Source organism: Zoogloea oryzae (assembly GCF_030161255.1).
Classification (GTDB): domain Bacteria; phylum Pseudomonadota; class Gammaproteobacteria; order Burkholderiales; family Rhodocyclaceae; genus Zoogloea; species Zoogloea oryzae.
Window position 1 is genome coordinate 98,218 of the sequence record NZ_BSPX01000005.1, and the last position, 16,274, is coordinate 114,491.

General features: G+C 66.3%; 15 protein-coding genes. 4 read left to right on the forward strand and 11 right to left on the reverse strand.

Translation table 11 applies throughout. From position 1 onward, the window contains the following. Positions 1-141: 141 nt before the first annotated feature. The 3 genes from acnB to QQK25_RS03575 all read right to left on the reverse strand — a co-directional run bounded on the left by acnB (position 142) and on the right by QQK25_RS03575 (position 5,875). Positions 142-2,739 carry a bifunctional aconitate hydratase 2/2-methylisocitrate dehydratase gene (acnB, locus tag QQK25_RS03565; protein WP_284186708.1) on the reverse strand — a complete coding sequence of 866 codons (2,598 nt, stop codon included), beginning with the start codon at positions 2,737-2,739 and terminating at the stop codon, positions 142-144. A gap of 223 nt (positions 2,740-2,962) precedes the next feature. Continuing rightward, positions 2,963-3,337 (reverse strand): response regulator, encoded by a 375-nt coding sequence (locus QQK25_RS03570; protein ID WP_284186709.1) that lies wholly within the window; start codon positions 3,335-3,337, stop codon positions 2,963-2,965. Between the two features lie 9 nt (positions 3,338-3,346). Further along, positions 3,347-5,875 carry a sensor histidine kinase gene (locus tag QQK25_RS03575; RefSeq protein ID WP_284186710.1) on the reverse strand — a complete coding sequence of 843 codons (2,529 nt, stop codon included), beginning with the start codon at positions 5,873-5,875 and terminating at the stop codon, positions 3,347-3,349. Positions 5,876-6,095: 220 nt separating this feature from the next. On the opposite strand from QQK25_RS03575, the gene QQK25_RS03580 reads away from it, so the two are divergent. Both QQK25_RS03580 and gstA read left to right on the forward strand, forming a co-directional pair. After that, complete coding sequence (locus tag QQK25_RS03580) at positions 6,096-6,482, forward strand: YchJ family protein (protein ID WP_284186711.1); 387 nt, start codon at positions 6,096-6,098, stop codon at positions 6,480-6,482. Between the two features lie 23 nt (positions 6,483-6,505). Beyond that, positions 6,506-7,114, forward strand: coding sequence for a glutathione transferase GstA (gene gstA, locus QQK25_RS03585; RefSeq protein WP_284186712.1), 609 nt, complete (start codon positions 6,506-6,508; stop codon positions 7,112-7,114). 15 nt (positions 7,115-7,129) lie between these two features. Here gstA and QQK25_RS03590 read toward each other — a convergent pair whose 3' ends face one another. The 7 genes from QQK25_RS03590 to QQK25_RS03620 all read right to left on the reverse strand — a co-directional run bounded on the left by QQK25_RS03590 (position 7,130) and on the right by QQK25_RS03620 (position 12,772). After that, the gene (locus QQK25_RS03590; protein WP_153161073.1) at positions 7,130-7,348 is read right to left on the reverse strand and encodes an RNA-binding S4 domain-containing protein; all 219 of its coding nucleotides are present in this window, start codon (positions 7,346-7,348) and stop codon (positions 7,130-7,132) included. A gap of 111 nt (positions 7,349-7,459) precedes the next feature. Then, positions 7,460-7,948 carry a peptidoglycan-binding protein LysM gene (gene lysM / locus QQK25_RS03595; protein WP_284186713.1) on the reverse strand — a complete coding sequence of 163 codons (489 nt, stop codon included), beginning with the start codon at positions 7,946-7,948 and terminating at the stop codon, positions 7,460-7,462. Positions 7,949-8,054: 106 nt separating this feature from the next. Then, entirely contained in the window at positions 8,055-8,387 is a 333-nt protein-coding gene (locus QQK25_RS03600; RefSeq protein WP_284186714.1) for a YkgJ family cysteine cluster protein, read from the reverse strand. 14 nt (positions 8,388-8,401) lie between these two features. Further along, positions 8,402-10,351 carry an acyltransferase family protein gene (locus QQK25_RS03605; protein WP_284186715.1) on the reverse strand — a complete coding sequence of 650 codons (1,950 nt, stop codon included), beginning with the start codon at positions 10,349-10,351 and terminating at the stop codon, positions 8,402-8,404. Positions 10,352-10,379: 28 nt separating this feature from the next. After that, entirely contained in the window at positions 10,380-11,096 is a 717-nt protein-coding gene (locus QQK25_RS03610) for a UPF0149 family protein (RefSeq protein WP_284186716.1), read from the reverse strand. Beyond that, the gene (trmB, locus tag QQK25_RS03615; RefSeq protein WP_284186717.1) at positions 11,093-11,788 is read right to left on the reverse strand and encodes a tRNA (guanine(46)-N(7))-methyltransferase TrmB; all 696 of its coding nucleotides are present in this window, start codon (positions 11,786-11,788) and stop codon (positions 11,093-11,095) included. The genes QQK25_RS03610 and trmB overlap by 4 nt, the downstream gene beginning before the upstream one ends. 9 nt (positions 11,789-11,797) lie before the next feature. After that, complete coding sequence (locus QQK25_RS03620; protein ID WP_284186718.1) at positions 11,798-12,772, reverse strand: tRNA dihydrouridine synthase; 975 nt, start codon at positions 12,770-12,772, stop codon at positions 11,798-11,800. A 158-nt stretch (positions 12,773-12,930) separates the two neighbouring features. Here QQK25_RS03620 and QQK25_RS03625 point away from each other — a divergent pair, with 158 nt between their 5' ends. Together QQK25_RS03625 and xpt are read left to right on the forward strand one after the other, a co-directional pair. Beyond that, positions 12,931-14,286: a TAXI family TRAP transporter solute-binding subunit gene (locus QQK25_RS03625; protein WP_284186719.1), complete on the forward strand. Its 1,356-nt coding sequence runs from the start codon at positions 12,931-12,933 to the stop codon at positions 14,284-14,286. Positions 14,287-14,343: 57 nt separating this feature from the next. Next, positions 14,344-14,952 (forward strand): xanthine phosphoribosyltransferase, encoded by a 609-nt coding sequence (gene xpt, locus QQK25_RS03630; protein ID WP_284186720.1) that lies wholly within the window; start codon positions 14,344-14,346, stop codon positions 14,950-14,952. A gap of 173 nt (positions 14,953-15,125) precedes the next feature. Here the strand turns inward: xpt and QQK25_RS03635 are convergent, their stop codons facing one another. Then, positions 15,126-15,995, reverse strand: coding sequence for a 2-keto-4-pentenoate hydratase (locus tag QQK25_RS03635; RefSeq protein ID WP_284186721.1), 870 nt, complete (start codon positions 15,993-15,995; stop codon positions 15,126-15,128). Positions 15,996-16,274 lie beyond the last annotated feature (279 nt).

Consider the following 16,274-nt stretch of genomic DNA (forward strand, 5'->3'; position numbering starts at 1 on the left):
ATATTGAGCTAATACCCCCCCATGCGCCTGCGCCGCGCGCAAGGCGCGATAGCGGTCCGAGCCCAAGAAAAAACCCCGCGCCCAGCACTGCTGGGACGCGGGGTTTGAATGCAGCAGCGCCTTGAGGCGCAGCGGCAGGTCTTACATCTCGACGGTATCCGCCACTTCAACGAAGGACGGGATCTGGTCGAAGTTCATATAGCGGTAGATGTCGGCCGCCTTGGCGTTCACCACCTTGATGTTCTCCATGTACTCGGCCACGGTCGGGATCTTGCCGAGCAGCGCGCACATCGCGGACAGTTCGGCGGAACCCAGATACACGCGGGTGTCGATGCCGAGACGGTTCGGGAAGTTACGGGTGGAGGTGGACATCGCGGTCGAGCCCTTGCGGATCTGCGCCTGGTTGCCCATGCACAGGGAGCAGCCCGGCATTTCCATACGGGCGCCGGCCTTGCCGAGGACGCTGTAGTAGCCTTCTTCGGTCAGGATCAGGGCGTCCATCTTGGTCGGCGGGGCGATCCACAGACGGGTCGGGATGTCGGACTTGCCATCCAGCACCTTGCCGGCAGCACGGAAGTGACCGATGTTGGTCATGCACGAGCCGATGAAGACTTCGTCGATCTTGTCGCCGGCGACTTCGGACAGCACCTTCACATCATCCGGGTCGTTCGGGCAGGCAACGATCGGCTCCTTGACGTCGGCCAGATCGATCTCAATCACGGCGGCGTACTGGGCGTTGGCATCGCCCTTCAGCAGCACGCCGTTGGCGATCCAGTCTTCCATGGCGTTGATGCGGCGCTTCAGGGTGCGGGCATCTTCGTAGCCTTCGGCGATCATCCACTTCATCAGGGTGATGTTCGAACGCATGTACTCGACGATCGGGTCCTTGTTCAGGGCGATCGCGCAGGCGGCGGCGGAGCGCTCGGCGGCGGCGTCGGACAGTTCGAAGGCCTGTTCGACCTTCAGATCCGGCAGACCTTCGATTTCGAGGATGCGGCCGGAGAAGACGTTCTTCTTGCCCTTCTTCTCGACGGTCAGGAGGCCAGCCTTGATGGCGTACAGCGGGATCGCGTTGACCAGGTCACGCAGGGTGATGCCCGGCTGCATCTGGCCCTTGAAGCGGACCAGCACGGATTCCGGCATGTCGAGCGGCATGACGCCGGTGGCGGCAGCGAAGGCAACCAGACCGGAACCGGCCGGGAAGGAGATGCCGATCGGGAAGCGGGTGTGGGAGTCACCACCGGTGCCGACGGTATCCGGCAGCAGCAGGCGGTTCAGCCAGGAGTGGATCACGCCGTCGCCCGGACGCAGCGCAACGCCGCCACGGGTGGAGATGAAGGACGGCAGCTCGCGGTGCATCTTGACGTCCACCAGCTTCGGGTAGGCGGCGGTGTGGCAGAAGGACTGCATCACCAGGTCGGCGGAGAAGCCGAGGCAGGCCAGATCCTTCAGCTCGTCGCGGGTCATCGGGCCAGTGGTGTCCTGGGAGCCGACGGTGGTCATCTTGGGCTCGCAGTAGGTGCCCGGCAGGATGCCCTTGCCTTCCGGCAGGCCACAGGCGCGGCCAACCATCTTCTGGGCCAGGGAGTAGCCGGTGCCGGTGTCGGCCGGGTTCTGCGGCAGGCGGAACAGGGTGGAGACCGGCAGGCCGAGGAATTCGCGGGCCTTGGTCGTCAGGCCGCGACCGATGATCAGCGGGATACGGCCGCCAGCGCGGACTTCGTCGAGGATGACGAGGGTCTTGAGCTGGGATTCGGCGATCACGGCACCGTTCTTGGTGGCGGTGACCTTGCCGGTGGCGCCGTCAACCTTCAGTTCGATCTCGTCGCCCATGTCCATCTGACCGGCGTCGATTTCGATCGGCAGCGCGCCGGCATCTTCCATGGTGTTGAAGAAGATCGGGGCGATCTTGGAGCCCAGGCACACGCCGCCAAAGCGCTTGTTCGGGACGAAGGGGATGTCTTCGCCGGTGAACCACAGCACGGAGTTGGTGGCGGACTTGCGGGAGGAACCGGTACCGACCACGTCACCGACGTAGGCGATCAGGTTGCCCTTGGCAGCCAGGGCTTCGAGCTGCTTGATCGGGCCGCGGGAGCCCGGCTCGTCAGCTTCGATACCCGGACGCGGGTTCTTCAGCATGGCCAGGGCGTGCAGCGGGATGTCGGGGCGGGACCAGGCGTCCGGCGCGGGCGACAGGTCGTCGGTGTTGGTTTCGCCGGTGACCTTGAAGACGGTGAGCTTCTGGGAAGCCGGGACTTCCGGACGGGAGGTGAACCACTCGGCGTCGGCCCAGGACTGGATCACGGCCTTGGCGTTGGCGTTGCCGGCCTTGGCCAGCTCGGCGACGTCGTGGAAGTAGTCGAAGACCAGCAGGGTCTTCTTGAGACCTTCGGCAGCGCTGGCGCCGCATTCGGCGTCGCCCAGCAGGTCGATCAGCGGCTTGACGTTGTAGCCGCCGAGCATGGTGCCCAGCAGTTCGGTGGCCTTGACCTTGGAAACCAGACCACAGGCCACTTCGCCCTTGGCGACCTTGGCCAGGAATTCGGCCTTGACCTTGGCGGCGTCATCGACGCCGGCGGGAACGCGGTAAGTCAGCAGATCTACCAGGAAAGCTTCTTCGCCGGCCGGCGGATTCTGCAGCAGTTCGACCAGAGCCTGGGTTTGCTGCTTCGACAGGGGCAGCGGCGGGATGCCGAGGGCGGCACGCTCGGCAACGTGCTGGCGGTAGGCTTCAAGCATGGGTAGATCCTTCCTAGACGATGGTTACATTACGGTGATGCTGTCTTGCGCGTTGGGCCGGGAAAACCCCGGGGCGCGTCTCCCTCACAGACCGGCCTTTGGTTTTTATAAGGCAGAGCCAAGTCTTATATATATTATATTTTAAAACTACCTCGATTGTGCGAACGCACAATCCAATTTTTCCAGCAAGTTCAACGGCTCCCGCACCATGCCGGTGCGTGCATCAGGCCTGGAGCACGCGCTCGACGGCGCCCAGCGTGATCGGCTTGATCAGCAGATCGTCAAAACCCGCATCAATGAGCCGCTGCCTCTCTTCCGGGAGCGCATGGGCAGTATAGGCGATGACGCGCAGGCCGCCGAATCGGCTGTCGGCGCGGATGCGCGCGAGCACCTCTTCACCCGACATGCCGGGCATGCTGATATCGAGGAGCACGATGCTGAAGGGCTCGGCATCCAGCTTGGCAAGCGCGTCCGGGCCATCCTCGGCCTGATCCGTGGTGTACCCGAGGCGGCTCACGAATGCGATCGCGAGGCGTCGGTTGATCACGTTGTCGTCTACAACGAGAACCCTTTTCAGGGAGGAGGACGAATCGCTCATGGAAAGTGCCTATCGGGACTGCGGGAGGGTGATCGGAAGGAACAGGGTGAATGTGGAGCCAACGCCCATGATCGACTGCACGACGAGGTCGCCGCCCAGCAGGTGCGCGAGCTCCCGCGCGAGGGCGAGACCAAGGCCGGTGCCACCGTGGTCACGGGTCAGGAATTGGTCCAACTGGCGGAATCTCTCGAAAATGACTTCCTGTGCCTCGGGCGGGATGCCCGGCCCGGTGTCGGAGACGGCGAAGGCAACCCGCTCGCCGTCCAGTGTCACGCGAAGGCCAATCCTGCCATTCTCTGTGAACTTGATCGCGTTGTTCAAGAGATTATTGAGAATCTGTCTTACCCGCTGAATGTCCATCGACAGCGACTCGGGCAGGTTGTCGGCCAGTTCGAGCTCCAGGGACAGCCCCTTGGCCTGCGCATGGGGGCGGTGGGCGCCAACAAGTTCGCGGGCAAGGCCGACCAGACCGTGGTTCGTCGACTTCAATTCGAGCCGCCCGGCCTCGATCTTCGCGAGGTCGAGCAGATCATTGACGATGTCCAGCAGGTGCTTGCCCGAGGACTGGATCGTGGTGGCGTACTCCAGATGGACCGGATCGGCCAGTTCGAGCTGCAGCAGCTCCGAATAGCCGAGGATGCCGTTGAGCGGCGTGCGCAGCTCGTGGGACATGCTGGCGAGGAAGTCCGACTTGAGCTTGTTGGCCTCCTCCGCCCGGGTCCGGGCCTCTTCCGAGCGCTTGAACGATTCCTGCACCTCGTCGGCCATGCTGTTGAACGACTGGGCCAGCTGCCCCATCTCGTCGTCGGTCTGCACCTTCAGGCGATAGGACAGCTCGCCCGCCTGGAAGCGCCCGAGGCCACCGATCATGGTGGTGATCCGGCGCGTGATGAACTGGGCCATCCAGATCGCCACGACGATCACCAGCGCCACCATCAGCAGCGTGGATAGCGTGAGCGCCCCGGCAGTCTGGGTCAGGTTCTCGGCGATGCCGTCCTGCAGCCCCTGGCGCTGGGCGAGGAGCGACTTGTCCATCTCGGCGATGCTCTGCCCGATGCGCTTGGCCGATTCGGTCGCCGCCCGGTGGAAGTCATCCACGTTGGCGCCGATGGTGACGATGCCGAAACCGCGCGGGGATTGGGCGTACTGGCCGGTGTAATACGGGATCGCCGCTGCGGTGGTCAGTTTCCAGAGGCCCGAGAAGAAGATCGTGAACGAGCCCGAGCCGCCCTTTTCGGTGAGCTGGTTCCAGCCGGCACACTGGGGCGAGAAGTTGAGATAGCGACAGTCGAGCCCCACGGTGCCAGCCTTGATCAGTGCCACCGCCGGCTTCTTCTTTAGCGACTGCTCGTCGAAGGGTTTTACCGTCTCGAGGAAGTCCCGTGACGACTTGCCCGACGCCTGCCAGGCTTCGTAAAGCGACTGGTCCAGCCACGGCGTCACCGGCTCACCGGTGGCCGGATCGTAACCGGGGATGAAGTAATCCCGCGGGTGCGAGATCGCGCGGCTGCGGTGATCCCACATGAAGGCGTAGTTGCCGACGATGGCGTCGTTGATGGGGGTGTAGCGCGAATCGGTCGGGCTGATGTGGTCGGTGAACTCGCGGATGTGGTCGTGATCGAGAGCCAGGGTCACGTAGCCGACGATCCTGCCGCCCCGCTGGACCGGCGTCGCCCACCGCACGATGCCGCGGAAGCGCTTGCCCACCGGGTTCTCGGTGCCCGCGTAGGCCGACTCTTCCGGCTTGAACTCGATGCCCGCCTTCTTGGCACTGGCCGGCAGATACGCGCCCACCACCTTGCTGCCCACGTAGGCGCCGATCACGTCCGAGACGTAGATCTCGCCCGGCTTGAGCTTCTTCAGCTCGGGCCAGTAGCGCTCGGCCTTCAGGAAGGTGTGGTGCGGATTGCTCACGTCGCGCAGTTCGCCCGGCATGAGATCGCCGGTCACCACCTTCACCCGCTCCCTGCCCTGCAGGTCGACGAAGCTCATCTCCACAAACAGCGGGCGGGGTTCCGCATGGCCGATGTATTCGGGCGGACGGGCACTGAACGACTTCGCGTTGTCGGCCAGCGCCTGACGAGGGTCGGCCGCCAGCGCCTCGTCCCATTCATCCGAAGCCGCGGGCTCCCAGCGGGCGCCATCCTCCGCCAGCTGCCACGGACCGTGGCGATGGACCGGCCGCAGCCGATAAAGCAGGAAGTTGCGGTACGCGCCTTCGGAGGGCTCGATCAGGGATGCCTGGCGGATATCCGAATCCCGATCATACAGAAAGCTGGCCACCGCCCGCGCGGTGTCGGTGGTGAGCCGCTCGATGGCGATCCGCGCCCGGTCGTCCAGGGCCTTGATCGAATCATTGGTGGCGCCCTCGCCCACCTGTTTGACCGTCGCCAGCATCGACTCGGCCATTGCGCTCGCCCTGGCGCTCACCGTATCCCCGAGCCGCTGGGCCATCCCCCAGGCCAGCAGCGCCAGCAACAGCAACGGGAGCACCTTGATGACCACGAAGATCGCGATCAGCTTGCCCCGAATACCCATTCCCCGACTTTTCAATCCCATGCCTCCACCTCGCACCGTCCGGCCGGGCAAGCGACGCCCCGACTTCCAGCAACCGGAATGCTGATTATCTGCCCAAGATCGTTGACCTTGTCTCTAACGGCACCCATGCCGGAATCTCAAGGAATGGCATCGCGATTGCTTGCAGAGCCCACCCGCCTCATTCCAGAATGCCGCCTCCTGCTCCAACCGCTGCCCACCCATGGCCCATCCCTGCCCCTGCGGCAAGCCCGCCGAATATGCCGCCTGTTGCGGCCGGCACCTCGACCACGGCGAACCGGCGCCCACCGCCGAGGCGCTGATGCGCTCCCGTTACACCGCCTTCACCCTCGGCCGGGACGACTACCTCCTTGCCACCTGGCATCCCGATTTCCGTCCGTCCGCCCTGAACCTTGCCGACGATCCGCCCACCAAGTGGCTGGGCCTCGCGGTCAAGCGCTTCGAGCAGACCGACGAGACCCATGCGGTGGTGGAATTCGTGGCCCGCTACAAGATCGGCGGCCGCGCCCACCGCCTGCACGAAACCAGTCGCTTCGTCCGCGAGGACGGCCACTGGCTGTACCTGGATGGCGACATCCACCCAAACTGAAAAAAACTCAAGGAGACACACCCATGAAGCTTTATTACTCCCCTGGCGCCTGCTCCCTCTCGCCCCACATCGTGCTGCGCGAGGCCGGTTTCGACGTCACCCTCGAAAAGGTGAACCTGCGCACCAAGGAGACCGAGACCGGCGCCAACTACGCCGCCATCAACCCCAAGGGCTACGTGCCGGCGCTGCAGCTGGATGGTGGCGAACTCCTCACCGAAGGCCCGGCCATCGTGCAGTACGTGGCCGACCTGGTGCCCGAGAAGAAGCTCGCCCCGCCCTCCGGCACCCTCGCCCGCGCCCGACTGCAGGAATGGCTGACCTTCATCGGCACCGAACTCCACAAGAGCTTCAGCCCGCTGTTCAACCCGGCCGCCAGCGACGACATGCGCGAAGCCGCCCGTGCCAACCTGGCCCGACGCTTCCCGATCGTGGCCACGGCCCTCGACGCCAAGCCCTACCTGCTGGGCGACGAGTTCTCGGTGGCCGACGCCTACCTCTTCACGGTGCTGGGCTGGGCGGGACTGGTGAACGTGGATCTCAGCCCGTGGCCGAGCCTCGGCGCCTTTGCCGAACGCATCAAGGCCCGCCCCGCCGTTCAGGCGGCGCTCAAGGCCGAAGGGCTGCTGAAGTAATCCGGTAGAAAACGATCAGCCGGCGGCGACCAGTTCGATGGTCTCGCCGGCAAAGTCGATGCGCTGCCCCGGGCGCAGCTTGGCCCGCTTGCGATTCTCGATTTCCCCATCCACGAAGACTGCACCATCGGCGACGCGCTGCTTGGCTTCGCCGCCCGAGCCGCACAGGCCCGAGGCCTTCAGCAGTTGGTCGAGCTGGATGAATTCGCCTTCGACAGGGAAACGGATGGTCATGGTGGCGGGCTCCGGGCAGATGCCGAAAGATGTGAGGAGCGGCGGATTGTGTCAGACCCGACCCAATCCGCCAATCCGGGCCGCCCGCCGGCAGCCCATCAAACGCCGGAATCAGGCCGGAATGCGCAGCACCTGGCCCGGGTAGATCTTGTCCGGGTGGCCGAGCATCGGCTTGTTGGCCTCGAAGATCTTCATGTAGGCGTTGGCGTTGCCATAGAACGCCTTGGCGATGGCCGACAGGGTGTCGCCCCGCACCACGGTGTGGAACTGGGCCGGCGGCTCGGGGTTGGTCACGGCAAGCTGGTCATCCACCTTGTCCACGCCGTCCACGTTGCCGCAGCACAGCAGCACCTTCTCCTTGGTGGCCTGATCGAGCACGGTACCGGCCACCGTCACGGTGCTGCTGGCGCCATCAAAGCTCACCGCCAGCCCGCTGGTGTCGAGACCTTGCTTGTCGATGTAGGCCACGATCGAGGCGGCGGCCTTCTGGTTGAGTTCAGCCAGCTTGTCGGCGGCACTGGGCTCGGCGGCGGCGGCTTCCACATCCTTGCGGCCGAACAGCTTCTCGCCCGCTTCACGTACGAAACTCAGCAAACCCATATGTCTCTCCTGGTGGTGGTCAAACCGACAGACTAAGCCTGCTGCGAGACAAGGGCATCAAATATATGTTTCTAACTGTCAAACCACCGTCATCAGCGGCAGGAAGTCACTCGTCGAGCGGCTTCATGCCATGACGACGCCGGGCGCGGGCACAGCCTTCGTCGCCGATGCCCAGCGCCGCGAAGGGCGCGAAATCCCGGCACGGCCCGGGACGACGGTCGTAGATCGTGCATTTGACCTCCTGGCCGATCTCGCCGGCCAGCGCGATGCAGCGCGGCGGGCCGTCGTCGGTGCCGCGCATCCGCACCAGGGTGGCCGTCACCGGCACCGTCAGGGCCACCGGCACGCAGCCGCCAGGGCAGGTTTCGAGATCCGAAACGTGGAAATCCACCCGAAAGCTCGCGCAACACGCGCCGCAGGTAAGGCAGGGATCGGCCAAGTTCTTGCTCCGTGTCACGACGGGCCCGAGGGCGCCGCCAGTTTGAAAATCTGTCCCGCCACCTTGCGGGCGCCATGCACCGACAGGTGGTCGTCGTCAAAGTAGTCGGCCTTGCCTCCGCTGGCGGCCAGACAGACCTTGCCGTCGCACAGGACGTCGGCCGGGTCCACCAGGATCACGCCCGACGGCAAGTCGGCCAGATGATCGCGCACAAAACGCTGACGGCGCATCCACCACCGCTCGGCAACGCCGACGATCCGCTCGCCGCGCTCCAGCAGGATGAGATCGCCGATGCCCTTGCGCAGCTCTGGCGCCTGCTCAACCACCACCACCCGCTTGCCGGCCGCGTGCAGGCGCGTCACCAGATCCACGTAGCTGCGCCACACCCGCTGCCGCGTCGTCTCGCCCACCGTGTCGGGCAGCGCCGGATAGACGCCTTCGTGCTCACCAAAGAGATACAGGTTCATCCGGTAGGCCACCACCACCGTATCGACGCCTCGCAACGACAGCAGATAGGCCAGCGCCGCATCGGACCAGCGCCGGCAAGGCGTGTCCAGATCGCCCAGCCCGAGCACCGGGCCGCAACCGCTGAAGCTCAGGTGCCTGAGGCTCTGCCCGTGATCCCGCAGGCCTTCGGCCAGCGCGTAGGCGAGCTCGACCGCGTGGCTGTCGCCGAACACCGCCCAGGTGGTCCGGCCGCTGAAATACATGCAGCTGCGGGACGGCGGGGTGAAATCCGGTGAATCGAGGGTGTGACAGGCATCGCGCAGGGGGCTGGGCTCGGCCGTCTTGCGCAGGGCGATCTGGCGTTCATCGAGGCGCGCGGCCTCGTAGCCGCCGGTCATCCGCCCGCCCTGCCCCACGGCGATGAAGAACAATAGGAACACGCCACTCAGCACGAACACCGCCCGGCGGGGAATCGTCCGCCGCTGGCGGAAAGGCCGCTCGACAAAACGCCAGCTGAGATAGGCCAGCCCCACCGACGCCACCGCCAACGCCGCCATCAACCCATGACTCGGCGCCCCGATGGCACGCACGCGGGCAAAGGCGAGAAGCGGCTGATGCCACAGGTAGGCGCTGTAGCTGAGCATCCCCACGCCCACGAAGAAGCGGCTGCCCAGGATCGCCCCGACGCCGGTCTGCGGCGTGGCGAAGAGGATCACCAGCGCCGTTCCCACGGTGGGCAGCAGCGCGTAGGCCCCGGGGAAGGGCGTGGTCCGGTCGAACAGGAAGACCGACGCGGCGATCGCCACCAGGCCCGCAAGGCTGGCCACCTGTCCCATCCACGCCCGCGGCGGGACGAGCGCCCCGCCCTCGCCAGCCCGGGCCGACAGCACCACCGCCGCCAGCGCACCGATGAGCAGCTCCCAGCCCCGGGTGGGCAGCAGATAGTAGGCGGCGGTCGGATCGCGCCGCAGGCCCCACTCGGCCACCACCAGGCTGGCCGCCAGCAGCACCGCCAGCAGCATCGCGATCCGCCGCCGCCCCAGGCGCCAGGCGGCCATCAGGAGGAGCGGGAAGAAAACGTAGTACTGCTCCTCCACCGCCAGGCTCCAGGTGTGGAGCAGCGGCTTGAGCTCCGCCGAGCTGTCGAAATAGCCGCTCTCGCGCCAGAACAGCACATTGGACGTGAACAGCGAGACGCCGATCAGGCTGTTGCAGAACTTCTGCATTTCCCCCGGCGCCAGCCACAACCATGCAAAAGGCAGCGTCGCCAGCATCACCACGAACAGCGCCGGCAGGATGCGCCGGGCGCGCCGCTCGTAGAAGCCGACGAGGGTGAAGGTGCCGGCCTGGAGTTCGGAAAGCAGGATGGTCGTGATCAGGTAGCCGCTGATCACGAAGAAGACATCCACGCCCACATAGCCGCCGCCGAAAAGGCCGAAGCCAGCGTGGAACAGGATCACCGGCAAGACGGCGACGGCCCGCAGGCCGTCGATCTCGCCGCGGTACTTCAGGCCCACAAAACCGGGCCCTCAGGGCTGCGGAGGCTTACTTCCCTTCGCCGCAGCATTTCTTGTACTTCTTGCCGCTGCCACAGGGGCAGGGTTCGTTGCGGCCCGGGCCGCTCCTGGCGGCGCCGGTGGCGGCGGTCACGGCCACCGGTTCCGGCGTCGGCAGGCCAAGGGCGCGCCAGTTCTGGTAGAGCCGCTGCACGGCGAGGCCCTTTTCTTCAAGCTCGGCCAGCTGGGCTTCGGCATCCGGCAGCACCGAGACTTCCTCTTCGGGCCCGAGGATGGTCTCGAGCAACGCTTCGGCGATGGTCGTGTCGCTCACCTTGTCAGGCCATTCCACCGGCCACATCTCGAAGCCCTGCTCGAAGCCGTTGGTCCATTCTTCGCCGATGGCGGGGTCGTCGTCGCCACCCTGGGCGTAGCAGAACGGCTGCCAGCCTTCGGCCTCGCCCTCCTCGTCGCCCAGCTCGTCACCGATCACCGCCAGCATGTCGTTGTAGTAGCGCAGGACGAGCTCGATGGCCTTCTGGAGCACCGCCCCGGAGCCGAAGCCCACTTCGCCCTCGTCGGCAGTCCACACCGCCGGCAGCCATTCTTCCACCTTGATCGGCAGCGGCGACGAGACGATGGCGGCCAGGTAGCCGTCCAGCATCTCCATGTTCATGCAGTCGGCGGGCACGTCGTCGGAAACCAGCAGCTCCTCGAGTTGCTCCAGTTCTTCTTCGGTCAGGGGTTCGGATTGAAATTGGGTCATGACGGGTTTTCCTCCAGTTTTGGTTGGCTATCGAGCTCCACCACACACCGGTAAAGGGTCTGGCCGGAATCCCGGTACTTGCGTTCAAAAGGCGTGAGCGGCGATGGGGCCTCGAAGGCCTCCCAGCCAACCTCGCGGCCGGTCAGCAGACCGATCGCGAGGGCGAATTCTTCCACATAAATATGCCAGTTGCTGCGGCATTCCAGCCTTCCCCCCAGCCTTGGCACAAAAGGAAACACCGGATGCGCATGCCATCGCCGGGCCAGGTGCCCGATCTTCGGCCACGGGTTGGGGTACAGGATGTAATGCCGGTCGAGCCGGAGGCCAGCGTCGGCCATCAGCCGCCAGTAATCCACCAGATCGGCCCGCACGAAGACCATGTTCTTCGGCATCAGCGCGTCGGGGTAAGGCTTCTTGCGGGACAGCCGGTCTTCCGACTGATCCACGCCGATCACCCAGTGCTCGGGAAACGCCCGGGCCAGCTGGATGGTGCTGTGCCCCACCCCGCAGCCCGCGTCGAGGATCAGCGGCGCCTTGCCGTCCCAGCCAGCGAGGCTGGCCTCGAAAGCGGCCTTGTTGTAATCGAGATAGGGTTTGCGGAAATCGGAGCGGGCATGCTTGGCAACCCGCTCGATGAGGTGCTCATGAACGCCCGGCTGGGCGCTCTCGGGAATCTTCGAATTGGCGTACATCCCGCAATTCTACGCGGCGGCCTTCAGCACCGGTACGCCATGACAGCCCAGGATGTGGGCGACCACCAGCGGATCCTTCTGGGGGCGCAGTTCGGCATAGAGGATCTCGGCCCGCGGGAAGTTGCGCCGCAGCATGCCCAGCCACTGCTTGAGCCGGCCCGGCGCATGGCGCGCCTCGACCTTGGCCAGCACGCGCCGCCAGAACTCACCGATCAGCGGCAGCAGCTCCAACCACTCGGCCTCGCGGTCCGGCTCGGTCTCACCGCCGGCGCGGATTCGCCGTGCCAGAAAGGGATCGGACACCGCGCCGCGCCCGAGCATCACATCGGCCGCGCCGCTCACCGCGCGACAGCGTCGCCAGTCGGCCTCGTTCCAAACCTCGCCGTTGGCCACCACCGGCACGTCCACCACGTCGGCGATGCGCGCCACCCATTCCCAGTGGGCCGGCGGGCGGTAACCGTCGGTCTTGGTGCGGGCATGCACGACGAGATCCTCGATGCCGCCGTCGGCCAGGGCCTGGGCGCACTCCAGCGCACGCCCGGTGTCGCCCACGCCCAACCGCATCTTGGCGGTGAAGGGAATGTGCCGCGGCACCGCGCGGCGCACCTCGCAGGCGATGGCGTGGAGCACCTCCGGCGTATCCAGCAGCGCAGCCCCGCCCCCGTGGCGATTGACCAGCGGCGCCGGGCAGCCGAAGTTCAGGTCGATCCCCGCCGGGTTCATCCGCGCCAGCTGGGCCGCGTTGTCGCCCATGCAGGCCGGATCGGAGCCCAGCAGCTGCACCCGCACCGGCGTGCCGCTGCTCGTCCGGCTGCCGGCGTGCAGCTCGGGCGACACCCGCGCAAAGGCGCGCCGGGGCAGCAGCGTGCCCGACACCCGGACGAACTCCGTCACTGCGTGGTCGTAACCCGGCACGCGGGTCAGCACCTCACGCAGCACGTCGTCCGCGAGGCCTTCCATCGGGGCAAGCAACAGCCGCGTCATCGTCGAAAACACCTTTTACATCAAAGCCGGGCGCGCAATGTACCGGAGAATCGCCGCCGGCAGAAGCCACCCGTCGGCGCGCCCTGCGCGGGTGCTCGCCGGGCCGGGGCCGGGCGCGGTAAGATTCGCCCCCACGCCGCACGACGACGACATCCATCATGGGCCGGCCCACCTCCGCCAACGGCGACACCCGCAATCTGCGCGACCTGCTGCTGCTCGCCCTGCCGGCGCTGCTGCTCGTCGCCGCCGCCTTTGCGCTGGCCTGGCAGTTCGTCAAGCCGGCGCCGCCCAAGAAGATCGTCATCACCACCGGCGTCGAAGGCGGCGCCTACCAGTATTTCGGCGAACGCTACCGGGAAAAATTTGCCCAGGAAGGCATCGAGGTCGAGCTGCGCCCCTCCAGCGGCGCGGTGGAAAACCTCCGCCGCCTGAAGACCGACGACGACGTGGACGTGGGCTTCATCCAGGGCGGCATCGCCAACGAACCCGAATCCGACGATCTCGCCACCCTCGGCAGCATGTATCTCGAGCCGGTGTGGGTGTTCTATCGGGGTGACGCCCAGTACGACCGCATCTACCAGCTCAAGGGCCGCAAGATCGCCATCGGCGTTCAGGGCAGCGGCGCCCAGCTCTTCGCCCTGCAACTACTGGCCGCCAACGGCTTTGCCACCAACGACCCGAAGCTGCTCGCCATCGGCGGCATGGACGCCGTGGACGCCCTGCGCCGCGGCGAGATCGACGCCTTCTTCGTGGTGGGCGCGCCCCAGGCGCCGGTGGTCGATGCCCTCCTCCACACCGACGGCATCAGCCTGCTCAACTTTGCCCAGGCCGACGGCTACGTGCGCCACTTCCCCCACCTCGTGAAGGTGGTGCTGCCCCGGGGCGCCATCAAGATCCACGCCGACAAACCTGCCCGCGACATCCAGCTGCTGGCCGCCACCGCCAACCTGGTGGTGCGCGCCGACATCCACCCGGCCATCGTCACCCTGCTCCTCAAGCACGCCCGCGAGATCCACAGCCCGCCCGGCCTGCTCCAGGACGCCAACGCCTTCCCCACGCCCCGCGACCACGCCCTGCCGCTGCACCCCATGGCCCAGCGCTTCTACGATTCCGGCCCGCCGCTGCTGCAGCGCTACCTGCCCTTCTGGCTGGCCGTGCTCATCGACCGCCTGCTGGTGATGGTGCTGCCCCTGTTTGCGGTGGTGATCCCCCTCACCAAGATCATCCCCGGCATCTACAACTGGCGGATGCGCTCGCGGGTGTATCGCTGGTACGGCGAGCTCAAATACCTCGAAGCCGAGATCGACGCCCTGCCCGAAGCCGCCCGCACCGCCGACGCCCTCGACGCCTTCAACCTGCGCCTCGACCGCATCGAGATGCGCGCCGCCCACCGCAAGCTGCCCCTCGCCTTCAGCAACGAGCTTTACACCCTGCGTGAACATATTGGCCTTGTCCGCCGCCGGCTGGCCCGGCTCGCGGAAAGCGTCACGACAAGCTCGCCGTCATCGTCCTAGAGTGATCGTGCCGGTAACCCCCGGCACCGGAATCACCGTCTCCCGCCGAGTCTCACCATGAGCCCCCATCTAGATCTCACCGCCCCCTACGCCCCCCTCGTCCGCCGGATCGAATCCGAAGGCAGCATCGACGGCCAGATGCTGGTCATCGACCACTTCCTCAACCACCGCATCGAGCCCGGCTTCATCTTCGAGCTGGCCCATGAGCTCGCCCGCCGGCTGTCCTTCTTCCAGCCCAACGTGATCCTCACCGCCGAGGCCAGCGGCATCGCCCCGGCGCTGATCGTCGCCCAGGCCCTGAGCGTGCCGATGGTGTACGCCAAGAAATACTCGACCGACGTGGAAGCGCCCTCCATCTGCCGCAGCATTCCGTCGCCCACCAAGGGCGTCGAGACGCGGCTGGCAATCTCCACCCGCTACATCCGCCCCGGCCAGCGGGTGGTGATCGTCGATGACTTCCTCGCCAACGGCCGCACCGCCGCCGCCCTCATCGAGATGGCCCGGGAAGCCGGCGCCGACGTGCGGGGCGCCGGCTTCGTGGTCGAAAAACGCTTCAAGCAAGGCCGCGAACACATCGAAGCCCTGCACGTGCCCGTCTCCACCCTGGCCCAGGTAGAGCGCCTGGAAAGCGGCCGGGTAGTGATGACCCAGGCGCGGGACGAATAGGCGCCGGCGCCGCCGCCTCGTCATCACACCGATCACGCCCCGTACCTGTAGGTCGGACTTCAGTCCGACAGCATGGCTTGAGCGGATGGGGTTGTCGGACTGAAGTCCGACCTACAGTCCGACCTACAGGGCGGGTGGTGCCGACGGGCCGGCGCGATGCCCCCCGGTCGCCCTCAGCGAAACCTCACCCCCACCACCGGATTCCCCGGCAGCCCTTCGTATTTCGCCGTCACCCCCATCCCCGCCTTGGGCGGAAAGAGTTTGGTGAAGGAGCCCAGCGACAGCAGGTCGCCACGCTTCAGCGGCGTGCCGGCGGCGGCCAGATCCCGGGCCAGCCAGCTGGCAGCGTTCAGGGGGTTGCCGAGGGTGGCGCTGCCCTTGCCGGTGTCAAGCACCGCACCGGTGTTGTCGGTAATCGTCACGGTCATGGTGGCGAAGGACTCGGCCAGCGCGGGCGTCGCCTTGATGGGGATGGCCTTGCCGACCACGCCGGCGCGGGCGCCCACGTTGATCATCGCCAGCATCGGGCCGCCCAGTTTCGACGGGTCGGCCACCATCAGGTCGGGCAACTCGATGAAGGGCGAGAAGCTTTTGAGTGCCTTCAGGGCCGCCAGGGGCGTGTCGGCCTTGGCCAGGGCGACTGGATCGCCCACCTCGACGATCATGTCCGCCTCGAACACCGGGCGGGTGCCAAAGCTCACCGGCAGCTCGCTGCCATCGGCCACCAGCATGGATTTGAACAGGGTGCCGCGCAGGGGCGCGTCGTGGTTGAAGCGCTTCTGCACCGCCGGGTTGGTGAGGCCGGCCTTGTAGCCCGCCACGTCGCCATAAGTCTGGGCGAGGAAGCGCACCACCTTGTCGCGGCCACACAGGCCATCGGCCATGCTCATCTCGCCGGCGGGCGTCGGCACCGGCTGGTGGGCGACGATGGCGGCGGCCACGGCGGCGGCTTCGAGATCGCTGGGGCAGGCAGCGTGGGCGGCGAGGGGCACAGCAGTCAGCACAAGCACCGCGAGGGCAGAGATGGGAAAGACGGATTTCATGGCACGTATCTCCTGGGTGATGGGATGGGGCCGCAATGGGGCCTGACCGGCGCAATGCAAACCCGCGACAGGGCCGGAGCCCGGCATCTCCAACCGGGAGCTTTTTGCTCCGAGTTGGGACCTTTTTGCTCCCGGCCGGATACTTTTTGCTCCCGGTCGGGAGCTGATTGGTTTCAGGTGGGTGTAGTGGTCTAATTTCCTCGGACACCTCGATAGGTGGATCATCCACCCGTAGAGGAGAACTTGATGAAACAGAAACGCCGGGCGTTCGATGCGAGC